The sequence below is a fragment of the Streptomyces sindenensis genome (assembly GCF_014649035.1).
GTDB classification, from domain to species: Bacteria; Actinomycetota; Actinomycetes; order Streptomycetales; family Streptomycetaceae; genus Streptomyces; species Streptomyces sindenensis.
Window position 1 is genome coordinate 1 of sequence record NZ_BMSG01000036.1, and the last position, 10,895, is coordinate 10,895.

15 protein-coding genes and 1 pseudogene are annotated in these 10,895 nt (G+C 70.6%); 4 read left to right on the plus strand and 12 right to left on the minus strand.

What is annotated here, in order from left to right; all coding sequences use genetic code 11:
- Positions 1 to 34: 34 nt before the first annotated feature.
- Both IE145_RS33550 and IE145_RS28420 read right to left on the minus strand, forming a co-directional pair.
- On the minus strand, positions 35 to 550 hold the full coding sequence (locus tag IE145_RS33550; protein WP_229825905.1) for a DUF6518 family protein: 516 nt from the start codon (positions 548 to 550) through the stop codon (positions 35 to 37).
- Between the two features lie 89 nt (positions 551 to 639).
- Positions 640 to 1,044, minus strand: a complete 405-nt coding sequence (locus tag IE145_RS28420) for a VOC family protein (protein ID WP_189528298.1) — start codon at positions 1,042 to 1,044, stop codon at positions 640 to 642.
- Positions 1,045 to 1,343: 299 nt separating this feature from the next.
- Here IE145_RS28420 and IE145_RS28425 point away from each other — a divergent pair, with 299 nt between their 5' ends.
- Positions 1,344 to 1,640: a hypothetical protein gene (locus IE145_RS28425; RefSeq protein WP_189528299.1), complete on the plus strand. Its 297-nt coding sequence runs from the start codon at positions 1,344 to 1,346 to the stop codon at positions 1,638 to 1,640.
- Positions 1,641 to 1,786: 146 nt separating this feature from the next.
- Here the strand turns inward: IE145_RS28425 and IE145_RS28430 are convergent, their stop codons facing one another.
- Positions 1,787 to 2,395, minus strand: coding sequence for a GNAT family N-acetyltransferase (locus IE145_RS28430; protein WP_189528300.1), 609 nt, complete (start codon positions 2,393 to 2,395; stop codon positions 1,787 to 1,789).
- Positions 2,396 to 2,477: 82 nt separating this feature from the next.
- On the opposite strand from IE145_RS28430, the gene IE145_RS28435 reads away from it, so the two are divergent.
- Positions 2,478 to 2,951 (plus strand): NUDIX hydrolase, encoded by a 474-nt coding sequence (locus IE145_RS28435; protein ID WP_189528301.1) that lies wholly within the window; start codon positions 2,478 to 2,480, stop codon positions 2,949 to 2,951.
- Between the two features lie 50 nt (positions 2,952 to 3,001).
- Here IE145_RS28435 and IE145_RS28440 read toward each other — a convergent pair whose 3' ends face one another.
- The 6 genes from IE145_RS28440 to IE145_RS28465 all read right to left on the minus strand — a co-directional run bounded on the left by IE145_RS28440 (position 3,002) and on the right by IE145_RS28465 (position 7,693).
- Positions 3,002 to 3,202 carry a hypothetical protein gene (locus tag IE145_RS28440; RefSeq protein ID WP_189528302.1) on the minus strand — a complete coding sequence of 67 codons (201 nt, stop codon included), beginning with the start codon at positions 3,200 to 3,202 and terminating at the stop codon, positions 3,002 to 3,004.
- Between the two features lie 148 nt (positions 3,203 to 3,350).
- Positions 3,351 to 4,874, minus strand: coding sequence for a catalase (locus tag IE145_RS28445; protein ID WP_189528303.1), 1,524 nt, complete (start codon positions 4,872 to 4,874; stop codon positions 3,351 to 3,353).
- A gap of 138 nt (positions 4,875 to 5,012) precedes the next feature.
- On the minus strand, positions 5,013 to 5,279 hold the full coding sequence (locus IE145_RS28450) for a GlsB/YeaQ/YmgE family stress response membrane protein (protein WP_189528304.1): 267 nt from the start codon (positions 5,277 to 5,279) through the stop codon (positions 5,013 to 5,015).
- Between the two features lie 188 nt (positions 5,280 to 5,467).
- Positions 5,468 to 6,073, minus strand: a complete 606-nt coding sequence (locus IE145_RS28455; protein WP_189528305.1) for a dihydrofolate reductase family protein — start codon at positions 6,071 to 6,073, stop codon at positions 5,468 to 5,470.
- A 142-nt stretch (positions 6,074 to 6,215) separates the two neighbouring features.
- A complete protein-coding gene (locus IE145_RS28460; RefSeq protein WP_189528306.1) occupies positions 6,216 to 7,184 on the minus strand; it encodes an NAD(P)/FAD-dependent oxidoreductase in 969 nt (322 codons plus the stop codon).
- Positions 7,185 to 7,279: 95 nt separating this feature from the next.
- Entirely contained in the window at positions 7,280 to 7,693 is a 414-nt protein-coding gene (locus IE145_RS28465; protein WP_069741778.1) for an ATP-binding protein, read from the minus strand.
- Between the two features lie 113 nt (positions 7,694 to 7,806).
- Between IE145_RS28465 and IE145_RS28470 the strand changes: the two are divergent.
- Positions 7,807 to 8,601 (plus strand): annotated as a pseudogene (locus tag IE145_RS28470) (helix-turn-helix domain-containing protein); the annotation flags it as partial.
- 41 nt (positions 8,602 to 8,642) lie between these two features.
- On the plus strand, positions 8,643 to 8,915 hold the full coding sequence (locus IE145_RS28475; protein WP_229825907.1) for a DUF397 domain-containing protein: 273 nt from the start codon (positions 8,643 to 8,645) through the stop codon (positions 8,913 to 8,915).
- 65 nt (positions 8,916 to 8,980) lie between these two features.
- Here the strand turns inward: IE145_RS28475 and IE145_RS28480 are convergent, their stop codons facing one another.
- The 3 genes from IE145_RS28480 to IE145_RS28490 all read right to left on the minus strand — a co-directional run bounded on the left by IE145_RS28480 (position 8,981) and on the right by IE145_RS28490 (position 10,704).
- Positions 8,981 to 9,223 carry a hypothetical protein gene (locus IE145_RS28480; protein WP_189528308.1) on the minus strand — a complete coding sequence of 81 codons (243 nt, stop codon included), beginning with the start codon at positions 9,221 to 9,223 and terminating at the stop codon, positions 8,981 to 8,983.
- Positions 9,224 to 9,420: 197 nt separating this feature from the next.
- Positions 9,421 to 10,293, minus strand: coding sequence for an AraC family transcriptional regulator (locus IE145_RS28485; RefSeq protein WP_189528309.1), 873 nt, complete (start codon positions 10,291 to 10,293; stop codon positions 9,421 to 9,423).
- 177 nt (positions 10,294 to 10,470) lie between these two features.
- Positions 10,471 to 10,704 (minus strand): hypothetical protein, encoded by a 234-nt coding sequence (locus IE145_RS28490; RefSeq protein ID WP_069741782.1) that lies wholly within the window; start codon positions 10,702 to 10,704, stop codon positions 10,471 to 10,473.
- Between the last annotated feature and the right edge of the window lie 191 nt (positions 10,705 to 10,895).

Consider the following 10,895-nt stretch of genomic DNA (forward strand, 5'->3'; position numbering starts at 1 on the left):
AAGATCACCGCCGTCGACTACAAGCAGCAGTTGATCAGTTACCCAACACTTTCTGAGGCGCGTACCCCAGGCTGAGCCAGTAGTGGAGGCCTTCACTGCCGAAGAGACCGCCGAGCGCGCCGAGCGCCACATAACGCCGCCAGGGTTGCGCACCGCGCCTCGACCACGCGCCCGCGATGCCGAACAGCGGCCCCGCGACACACGCCATGGCGAGCCAGAGCAGCGGAAAGGTGAGAGAGCCCATGCCGTCCCGCCCGAACTCGGCGTACCCGTAATAGCCGACGACGAGCCCGATCTCCGCCAGGGCTCCGGCTGCCGCCAGAACGCGATGGTCGTCGGTTCGGTTCGCGAGGGCGACCCCGGCGACGAACGCGAACACCGTCCAGACCGCTCCGGAGTTCGCCAAGTTGTTCCACGCCCCAGGCAGCCAGCCCTGCGACAGGTTTGTCAGGATGCCCCCGACGAGCCCGGCGCCGAGGCACAGAACGGACGCGCCGGGGACATTCTTCAAGCGCGGACGGGGTGGGGCGATCGCGTGGGTAGCAGCCATGCCCCGACTATACACAGGGTCTATACGCGCGGTTTATACGCGTGGTGCATAGTCGGACAGCGGCCGGGGCGGATGACGCCAGGGGCCGATCACGGCCACGTCCGGGTCGACAGCACCAGCAGATAGCCGTCCGGGTCCCGGAGCGTGACGCCCCAGGTGTCCCAGTACGGATTGTGCGCGGGTACCCGGGTGCCGCCGTGCTGTTCGAGCCGCCGCACCAGGGCGTCCGGGACCTCCTCCCCGAGGTAGACCACCAGCAGGTCCTCGGGCGTCGGGCGCGGTTCGACCGGGGCCGACGGGTCGTGGACGAGTTCCAGGTGCCAGGCGGCGTCGGGCCAGCCGACCATCAGCAGCGAGTGGTGGCCGGGGGTGCCGTCCGCCTCGTGGCGGTACTGGACTCCGAGGCCGAGCCCCGCGACCCAGAAGCGTTCGGCCGCCGCGAGGTCGCGGGACGGGCGGGCGATGCGCACGTGGGCCGTGGCGTCTGCCGGCATCGGGGGACCTCCTGGTGGGGTGCGGGTCCATCGGTCGTGGAGGACCGCTCGTTCCCGGACCTTACGGAGCGAGGCGTCGCCTGCGCATCGGCCGGTCGCCCTACGACCCCGGCCGTAGATCGTGGTCGCCGATCGAGCGGCCGCGCGGGCCGACCCGTCGCCCGGAGGCGCGCGCCGCCCCCGTACGCGCCGGTCCGTCACCTCCCCGCGCGCTCGCCCGATTGCCGCGTCCCCTCGGCCCGGCCCTGTCGTTGTCGGGATGTGACAGCTGAAGTCTCGCAGAGAAATGTGCCGACCCCATGAACGAAGAAACCATCCTGCTCAGGGACTTCCTCGCCACGATGAACCGCTTGCAGGCGGATTTCGAACGGCGACTCGACGGCATCGAACGCGACGCTCCGCCGGGGGCGCCATCGCACGGCGACTCCCGCGCGATGGCAGATCCCCGGCAGCCCTGGAGCAGTCGCGACCTGGGCCGCCCGCTCGGACTGGAGGCCATCTGGGCCGATGCCCGCCGGTCGCCGGTGGCGCGTGCGGACGGCTCCGGAGCACGACCCCGGATGGAGAAAGCATTCTTCTCCGGCTACCCCGACTGACCGGCCGACCCCGGCCCTGCTGGGCGACCCCGACCCTGCTGGGCGACCCCGGCTCTACTGGGCGACCCCGCCCCGCCGGGCCGCTCCCCGCCGGGATTCCGGAGAAACGTTCCCGCCCTCGCGGGAGCGCCCCTCCCCCCGTCCGGTCAGACAGCACGCGGCTCGCGCCGCATCACCCACAGCACCGGGCCCCCGCCCGGCAGCGCCGCCTCGCCCAGCACCGTGAAGCCGAAGTGCTCGTAGAACGGCAGGTTGTCCGGCTTGGAGGACTCCAGGTAGACCGGCAGACCCGCCGCATCGGCCTGGGCCAGCCCGGAACGCAGCAGCGCCGCCCCGTGCCCCTGGCCCCGGGCGGCCGGGTCCGCGCCGACGACCGCCAGATACCAGTGCGGCTCCTTCGGGCCCTGCTCGGCGGCCGCCGCGACCGCGTCCCGGAACAGCGGCGCCCGGTCGCCGAGGATCTCCTCCAGCTCCGCGACCGTCTCCGCGTCGGGCACGGTCTTCTCCTGCCCCTCCGGCGCCACCCAGAACGCGGCCGCCGACGCGGTGCGCTCGCACACCCCGTGGCGGCCGTACTGCCGGGTGAAAATCGTGGTGAAGTACCGGACCAGGTCGGCCTCGCGCGAGGCCCCGCCGGGGAAGAACCACTCCATCATCGGGTCGTCGGCGAAGGCGCGGGCCAGGGTGCGGCTGATCTCCGGGGCGTCGTCGAGCGTGGCTGCCTGCGGAGTGTTCGTTATCGACATACAGGTCATTCTGCACGTTGATGATCTTGAGTCGGGAGGGGGGTCCCCGGCCCCGGACACCGTTTCCGGATTCCAGGGATAGCCTCGCGCCATGGATCGGCGACTGGCCGCGTACGCGGTGTGCATCAAGAACGGCCGGGTGCTGCTCGCGCTGGCCGTGGGCCCGGACGGCGACCGCACCTGGACCCTCCCGGGCGGCGGGGTCGAGCACGCGGAGGACCCGTTCGACGCGGTGATCCGGGAGGTCGCCGAGGAGACCGGTCTGGAGGCCGTGGTCGAGCGCCTGCTCGGCGTGGACTCACGGGTGGTCCCGGCGGGCGAGCGCCGCCGTCCGGGCGAGCCCGAGCTGCAGAACGTCGGCGTCTTCTACGGTGTCCGTGTCACCGGCGGCACGCTCCGTCCCGAGCCGAACGGCGACACCGCCGGGGCCGTGTGGACTCCGCTGTCCGGGGTCGCCCGCCTGCGCAGGTCGTCCCTGGTGGACATCGGGATCACCCTGGCGCAGAACCTCCCGCCCACCGGGCACGTGGACGCTGTCCCCGTCGGCGGGCTGGTTCAGCACTGAGGAGGACCGGGCGACGGTGGCGCGTGCCACGGAATCACCGCCCGGCCGGATCAGTGGCGGCTGGAGATCCAGGCCCAGATCGCCGCCACCACCACGCCCAGCAGGACCGCGCCCGCCACGACCGCCAGTAGCACCGTCAGCCCGCAGCCTCCCGCGATACCGGCATGCACCTTCGCCTTGAGCGCCTCGGCCTCGGCGTCCGGGTTCCGCTCGGACTCCTCGCCGCCGTACCAGTCGTATCGCCGCATCATCGCCCCCGGGGATCGAGGCCAGCCTAGAACCGGCGACCGGCACGGCCTCCTCCGGCCCTCGGTACGCGGGCGACCGAGCAGGCAGACGCCACAGGCCCCCGCCCGTCGGCCGACGGGCGGGGGCCTGTCTCGTGGGCCCGGAGTGGCGCTACGCCTTGCGCTGCATCGACGAGCGGGCCGGGTTGGCCTGCTCGGCCGCCTTCGGGTCCTTCTCGCCCGCCTTCGCGCGGACGCCCTCCTCGATGCGCTTGCCGATGGTGCCGTCGATGTTGGACCAGTACTGGAACGCCCGCTGGAGCACCGGCTCGGTCACCCCGTTCAGCAGGTGGCCGACCACGTTGTCCACCAGCCGGTCCCGTGCCGCGTCGTCCAGGACCTCGCGAACCATCGTGCCGGGCTGGCCCCAGTCGTCGTCCTCGGCGTGGTCGACGTAGGCCGCCCGGGTGATGTCCCCGTCCGCGTACCAGCTCGGCGGGGTGCCGTAGCGTGCCGTGTCGGCCGCCGGGCCGCCCTTGGAGTTGGGGGCGTAGACCGGGTCGGTGGTCTTCCGGTACGCCATCGCCCCGTCCTTGGAGTACGTGTGCACCGGCACGACGGGGGCGTTGACCGGCAGCTGCTGGTAGTTGCCGCCGATGCGGTGGCGGTGCGCGTCCGCGTAGCTGAACAGCCGGGCCAGCAGCATCCGGTCCGGGCTCGGGCCGATGCCGGGGACGAAGTTGTTCGGCTGGAACGCCGCCTGCTCGATCTCCGCGTGGTTGTCCGTGGGGTTGCGGTCCAGCGTCATCCGGCCGACCTCGATCAGCGGGTAGTCGCCGTGCGGCCACACCTTGGTCAGGTCGAACGGGTTGAACCGGTAGTCCTTGGCGTCCTCGTACGGCATGATCTGGACCTTCAGCGTCCAGCTCGGGAAGTCGCCGTCGCGGATGTGCTCGAAGAGGTCACGCGTGTGGTAGTCCGTGTCCGCCGCCGCCATCTGGTCGGCCTCGTGCTGCGTGAACGTCTCGATGCCCTGGTCGGTCTTGAAGTGGTACTTCACCCAGAACCGCTTGCCCTCGGCGTTGATCCACATGTACGTGTGCGAGGTGTAGCCGTTCATGTGACGCCAGGTGCGCGGGATGCCCCGGTCGCCCATCAGCCAGGTGACCTGGTGGGCCGACTCCGGCGAGAGGGTCCAGAAGTCCCACTGCATGTCGTGGTCGCGGAGGTTGTTGTCCGCCCGGCGTTTCTGGGACCGGATGAAGTGCTGGAACTTCATCGGGTCCTTCACGAAGAACACGGGGGTGTTGTTGCCCACCATGTCGTAGTTGCCTTCGCTGGTGTAGAACTTCACCGCGAAGCCGCGCGGGTCCCGCCAGGTGTCCGGGCTGCCCCGCTCGCCGGCGACGGTCGAGAACCTGATGACCAGGTCGGTCGTCGTGCCGGGCTGGAAGAGCGCGGCCTTCGTGTACGCGGAGACGTCTGCGGTCACCTCGAACTTGCCGAAGGCGCCGCTGCCCTTGGCGTGCGGCTGGCGTTCGGGGATGCGTTCGCGGTTGAACTGCGCCATCTGCTCGATCAGGTAGGAGTCCTGGAGCAGGATCGGCCCGCCCGGGCCGACGGTGAGCGAATGCTCGTCGCTCTCCACCGGGGCACCGGAGTCGGAGGTGGTCGGCTTACGGGTCGTGTCCGTCATGTCCTCGTGTCCTCTGGTCGGTCGTGCGCGGGCGTCGCGGCCTCGGCTCGGCTCTGCCCGACGGCTACCCTGTCGCGCCTTTGCCAATGTAGGCATATGCGGACGAATCGTCCCGTCGAGCCATCGCGGCCGCCGGGGTCATCGGGACCTGTTCCCCGCGATCAGGCGGTAGAGGACGAGGAGGATCACGGAACCGACGACTGCGGCGATCCACGTCGACAGGCTGAAGAACCCGTCGATCGAATCGACCCCGAAGATCACCTTGCCGAGCCAGCCGCCGAGCAGGCCGCCCGCGATGCCGAGCAGCATGGTGATCAGGCAGCCTCCCGGGTCCTTGCCCGGCATCAGCGCCTTGGCGATGGCGCCCGCGAGCAGGCCGATGAGAATCCAGGCGATGATGCCCACGAAAGTCTCCCTCTGTGTTTCCTCTCCCGGCGTCGTCGTTGCCCCGGGCACCCTCCGCGTATCCCACCGAACGGAACTCACACATCCACCGGGCGAAGTCCGTCACCCCCGCGGCCCGTCAACCGCCCGCCCCCGTTACGCCGGACGGGGGTGGGCCGTGGAGCCGCCCGCCCGCGCACGGAGCGACGTCACGCGGGGGCACCGAGCGGCGGGTGCTCCAGCACGCGGGGCTGGTACTCGACCATCTGGGTGCGGCCGTCGAAGGTCCGGTGCCCGATCATCTCCAGGGCGACGTCCGGATAGCCGTCGTAGATGCGCTCCGAGCCCGTGGCCCCGGTGATCACCGGGAACATCACGACGCGGAAGCGGTCGACGAGCCCGGCGCTCAGCAGAGACCGGCACAGCGTGAGGCTGCCGATGGTGCTGAGGAGCCCCGAGCCGTTCTCCTTCATCGCACGGACCGCCTCGACGGGGTCTTCGCGGACGAGCGTGCTGTTGGCCCACGTCAGCGGGTCCTCCAACGAGGAGGAGAACACCACCTTGGGCGCTCGCGTGAGCTGGTCGACGGACGCGTCCTCCTCGGCCCTGAAGTCGTCCTGTCCGCCGGGAACCTCACCGGCGGCGAAGCCGGACATCAGGCGGTAGGTCTTCGCCCCCATGAGGTAGGTGACCTCGGGCTGCTCACCGAGCCAGGCCAGGTACTCCGGGCCCTCCAGGCCCCACCACCCGGGCCAGCCCTCTCCTGACGCACAGCCGTCGAGGGAGGTGATGAAGTCGACGAGAAGCTCCGACATGGCGGTGTCCTTTCCTCGGATGACGACCCTCGGGCGCCCTGAACTCGCCCTTGGCCGTCATCAACCTCGGGTGTCACGTACGTGGACCGGTCCCGGGCTGCGAACTCATCGGGCCCGTTCGATTCTCGACGGCGGAGAGCCGCTACGCCCGCCGGGCCGCCACCGCCAGCCGGGTGTCCTCGGTGATCAGGTCTCCATTGACCGCGCTCGCCGCCATGAGGCCCGCCGCGGCGGCACCGATGACCTGCTCGGTGAGGCGGGTGACGTTGCCCGCCGCCCAGACCCCGGGGACCTCGGTCGCACCGGTCGGATCGGTCGGGATGTACGAGCCGATCACCGCCCCGCCCATCTCCTGCGCCACGGGCTCCAGCCCCAGCGACTCCAGGACCGCCGAGCGGGCGGTGAACCGGGCCTGCACGACCAGGGCCTCGCGCGGGACGACGCGGCCGGACGCCAGCTTCACACCGGTGAACCGGTCGTCCGCGACCTCCAGGCCCGCCACCTCTCCGTCCACGACCGCGACGCCCCGAGCGGCCAACTGCTCGTACTCCTCCTCCGTGGGCTCCGGGCCCGTGTGGAGGAAGAGGGTCACGTCGTCGCTCCACTGCCGCCACATCAGCGCCTGGTGCACGGCGAGCGGGCCGGTGGCGAGCACGCCGATCGGGCGGTCCGCCACCTCGTGGCCGTGGCAGTACGGGCAGTGCAACACCTCGCGGCCCCACCGCTCGGCAAGACCCGGCACGGGCGGCAGCTCGTCCACGAGCCCGGTCGTCACCAGCAGCCGGCGCGCCTCGACGCTCCGGCCGTCCTCGGTCACCACCCGGAAGCCCCGCTCTTCCCCGTCCCCGGGCAGCCGCTCGGCCGAGGCCACCCGGCCCTCGACGATCTCCGCCCCGTACCCGGCGGCCTCGCCCCGGCCGATCGCCAGCAGCTCGCCGGGCGGGGTGGACTCGCGGCCCAGGTAGTTGTGCACGTGCGAGGCGGGAGCGTTACGGGGCTCCCCCGCGTCGATCACCAGGACCGAGCGCCGGGCCCGCGCCAGGGCCAGGGCCCCGCTCAGGCCGGCGGCCCCGCCGCCCACGATCACCACGTCGTACCGCTGCTGCTCCATGTCGCTCCTCCTCCGTCACGCGGCATGACCACCGCTCGATGACGAGAGTGCGCCCGTACGGCCGAAACGACAAACATCCTTGCCGAAACAGCAAGTCATACGATGCTGAACTCGCACCACACGATCTTTCCGGGGTTCCGCTCGGCCACGCCCCACTTGTCGGCCAGCGCGGCGACGAGCAGCAGCCCGCGCCCGCCTTCGTCGTCGGCCCCCGGCAGCCCGTCCACCCGACGCACCTCGCCGTCACCGCTGTCGTGCATCTCGACGCGGATGATGCTCTCGACCCGCTCCAGGTAGATGTGGAGCTTGAAGCCACGCCCCGGGGGCACGCCGTGCCGGAGCGCGTTGGTAGCCAGCTCGGTCACGCAGAGCAGCACATCGTCGGCCCGCTGCTCACACTCCCACTCGACCAGAGCCTTGCGGGCGAACTTGCGTACGACGGGGATCGACCTGCGCTCACGGCAGTAGAAGGCGGCACGGAAGTACGGGAGTTGGGTTGTCTCGTTCATGCTTCCACGCTCACACGGAGTTACTACGCTGCAGCAGAGCCGAGAGACGTACAAAAGCTTTTGTACGGGTTCTGACGGGTTGACAGCGGGACCGGAACGGGGAGAGCCAGGTCATGCAAACCGGAAAGCAGAGCAGCATCAGGCGAGTTACGTCATGGCAGCTGGTCGGGGCGCAACTGCGCCACCTTCGCAAACTTGCCGGGCTGACACAGGCCGCGCTCGCAGAGCAGCTCGGGGTGGGCGAGGACACCATCGCCTCGATCGAGCAGGGACGGCGGGCCCTCCAACTCGACCTGGCCATCCAGCTCGATGAACTGCTGGAGAGCAAGGGCCTGCTGCGGGTCGCTGTGGAGAGGATCCCGCGAAAGGAGCGCTACCAGGCCCTGGCCAAGGACTTCGTGCAGTACGAGCAGGACGCGGTGAGCCTGTTCTCGTACCAGTCGCAGCTCATCCCTGGACTGCTCCAGACCGAGGCGTACGCGCGCTTCATCTTCGGCTGCAACTACCCACCGCTCGAAGAGGACGAGATCGAGAAGCGGGTGGCGGACCGGCTCGGCCGCCAGAAGATCCTGGAGCGCAAGCCCCGACCCATCCTGCACTTCATCCTGGAGGAGAGCATCCTGCACGCCCAGATGGGCGACCCCGACGTCATGCGGGAGCAGCTTCTCCACCTGCGGCGCTGCATGGATCTGCCGTTCGTCACCATCCAGATCATGCCGCGCAGCACTCCTCGGCACGCCGGGCTCGCGGGGCCGCTCGTTCTGCTGGAGACGCCCGACCACGACGGGCTCGTGTACGTCGACGGCCAGCTGCGCGGAGAGCTGTACGACGAACCCGCCGACGTCAGCGCACTTATGCAGAGGTATGGGATGCTGCGTTCCCAGGCGCTCACCGTCGCGGAGAGCACCCGGCTACTGGACGCACTGCTTGACGCACTGCTTGGAGAGACATGTCCCGCGCCGCACACCCCGCCCCCGGTCCTACCGCCCTCCACTGGTTCAAGTCCAGCTACAGCAACGGTGACGGCGGCAACTGCATCGAAGTCGCCTACCACTGGCGCAAGTCCAGCTACAGCAACGGCGACGGCGGAGACTGCGTAGAGGTAGCCGCCCACCCCGCCGCCGTCCACATCCGCGACTCCAAGGTGACCGACGGTCCCGTCCTCACCGTCGAGCCCGCCACCTGGAGCGCCTTCGTCCACGGCAGCGGCACGGCCCTCTGAGCGCCCTACGGTGAACCGCCCCGGTCGCCGTCGCGGCCGGGGCGGTTCACCGTCCGCCCGCTGCCTCAGTAGCGCACCCACAACTCGTACACGCTCGGATTGCCCGCGAACGGGTTGCAGATGAAGACACGGCTCCAGAGGGCGTTGTCGGCGCCGGCGTTCCCCACCGCCTGACACTCCGCCAGGCTCGCGTGGTGGCTGCGGAGCCAGAAGCCGGGGCCGGTGGCGGAGGCGGTCGAGGCGGTGCCGAGGAGCATCGCTCCGGCGGTCGCCACGGTCACCGCGAGAGCGGCCATTCGTCTGCGCATGTCGGTAACTCCCTTTTCAGTCGACGCACATGACTGTGTGTCAGTGAATGAACGAGTCGAGCCGATCCGAACAGCGCGCGCCGCCAGGAGAAAGCTAGCGAGCCGGGCACGCCCGCACAATAGGTCTGGACCAATAGGTCACCGCATATGCCCCATGGCCGTAAACCTCTGTCGTGCCGCATATTGCGCTCGGCACGTCAGCTTTCGGCCGACCGCTCCACCGGGATCCACAGCTCCGCCTCCGCCCGCTTGCCGTCCTCCGTCAGCCGCACGCGCAGGATCTCCGGGCCGGGCCGGGAGGCGTACGGGTTCGACGGGAACCACTGCGTGAACACGTCCCGCCAGAGGTACTGGAGGGCCTGCGGGAACTCGCCCTCGCTCTCGAAGACCGCCCACGTGCCCGCCGGTACGTCCAGGGCGTCCAGGCCCTCCGGAGGCTCGGCCGCGCTCACCACCCCGTGCCAGTAGTCGAGTTCGGTGCCCTCCGCGCGGCTCGGGTCGAGCTGGTCGCTCACTCCGACGATGCCCGCCGGCTCCTGGTCCGAGAGGGCCGCGATGCGGTCCAGCTCCTCCCTGCCGATGCCCCGGATGAACTCCGCGATGGCCGGATTCGGTCCCTCGTGGACGAGCGGGACGCGGGCCTTCCTCCCGACCACCCGGAACGCGTTCTTCTCCACCAAGCCGTAGCGCATGGCGCTACTCCCTTCGACGACGAGTCGGAAGGTCAGGCGTTGCTGGGACCGCAGAACCGCGCCCGTGCGGCGTGCCTCGCCGGGGCCGACGCCGTGCACCGCCCGGAAGGCGCGGGCGAAGCCCTCCCCCGTGTCGTAGCCGTACCGCGTCGCCACGTCCAGCAGCGAACGGTCGCGGTCGCCGAGCACCTCCGCTCCCGCGACCGTCATGCGGCGACGGCGGATGTACTCCGACAGCGGGAGCCCCGCCAGCGCGGAGAACATCCGGCGGAAGTGGTACTCCGACGTCATCGCGATCCGGGCGAGGTCCGCCGCCTCGATGCGCTCACCGAGGTGGGCCTCGATGTGCTCCATCGCGTCGTTCAGCCGTTCCAGCAACTCCTGGCTCCTTCCCTTGCCCGTTCACCGTAGGGACGGGCCGTCCTGCCGGACCCGACCGTCCGTGCCCGGTTCGGTCGGACCGGCAGGAGAGCGCGGCGAGCCCCGGGCTCTCGCCCGGCCCGGGAACGCGGACAGGGGCGGCCTTTCGGCCGCCCCTGTCCCTCTTCAGCCCGTTCAGCTGAGCTTGGCGTCTTCCACGGTGCTGGTGACGGTGCCCGCGGTGGAGGTGGTCGCCCCGGCCGCGCCGTCGACCAGCTTGCCGAGGTCGCCGACGTCGTCCAGCGCGCCCAGGGAGACGGCCGGTTCGGCCGCGTGCGCGGAGTCCGCGCCTCCCGGGTGCGGGGCGATGGCGGCGATGACCGCTCCGGTGGCGAGGGTGACGGCGGCGAGTACGCTTCGCTTCTTCATGCCCCGTTCAACGGCCGGAACCCCGCAAAGGGCACGCCCCGATTCCTGGCGGCCTCGCCGTACCGGCTGATCGCGTCCGATTCCGCCTGGGCTCCGGTCGCCCTGTGCTCGCTGCCGGTCCTGGGGGCGGTGGCCGCCTGGTGCGCGGGCTGGAGGCAGGGGCTCGCTCACGTCACCCGTTGCGCATGTTC

Excerpts from the sequence above, each read along its gene's own strand:
- IE145_RS28480 (WP_189528308.1), bottom strand. The coding sequence starts at position 9,223 with ATGCGCAGACGAATGGCCGCTCTCGCGGTGACCGTGGCGACCGCCGGA.
- IE145_RS28430 (WP_189528300.1), bottom strand. The coding sequence starts at position 2,395 with ATGACCTGTATGTCGATAACGAACACTCCGCAGGCAGCCACGCTCGAC.
- IE145_RS28460 (WP_189528306.1), bottom strand. The coding sequence starts at position 7,184 with ATGGAGCAGCAGCGGTACGACGTGGTGATCGTGGGCGGCGGGGCCGCC.
- IE145_RS28465 (WP_069741778.1), bottom strand. The coding sequence starts at position 7,693 with ATGAACGAGACAACCCAACTCCCGTACTTCCGTGCCGCCTTCTACTGC.
- IE145_RS28455 (WP_189528305.1), bottom strand. The coding sequence starts at position 6,073 with ATGTCGGAGCTTCTCGTCGACTTCATCACCTCCCTCGACGGCTGTGCG.
- IE145_RS28445 (WP_189528303.1), bottom strand. The coding sequence starts at position 4,874 with ATGACGGACACGACCCGTAAGCCGACCACCTCCGACTCCGGTGCCCCG.
- IE145_RS33550 (WP_229825905.1), bottom strand. The coding sequence starts at position 550 with ATGGCTGCTACCCACGCGATCGCCCCACCCCGTCCGCGCTTGAAGAAT.
- IE145_RS28420 (WP_189528298.1), bottom strand. The coding sequence starts at position 1,044 with ATGCCGGCAGACGCCACGGCCCACGTGCGCATCGCCCGCCCGTCCCGC.
- IE145_RS28475 (WP_229825907.1), top strand. The coding sequence starts at position 8,643 with ATGTCCCGCGCCGCACACCCCGCCCCCGGTCCTACCGCCCTCCACTGG.
- IE145_RS28425 (WP_189528299.1), top strand. The coding sequence starts at position 1,344 with ATGAACGAAGAAACCATCCTGCTCAGGGACTTCCTCGCCACGATGAAC.
- IE145_RS28435 (WP_189528301.1), top strand. The coding sequence starts at position 2,478 with ATGGATCGGCGACTGGCCGCGTACGCGGTGTGCATCAAGAACGGCCGG.
- IE145_RS28490 (WP_069741782.1), bottom strand. The coding sequence starts at position 10,704 with ATGAAGAAGCGAAGCGTACTCGCCGCCGTCACCCTCGCCACCGGAGCG.
- IE145_RS28440 (WP_189528302.1), bottom strand. The coding sequence starts at position 3,202 with ATGATGCGGCGATACGACTGGTACGGCGGCGAGGAGTCCGAGCGGAAC.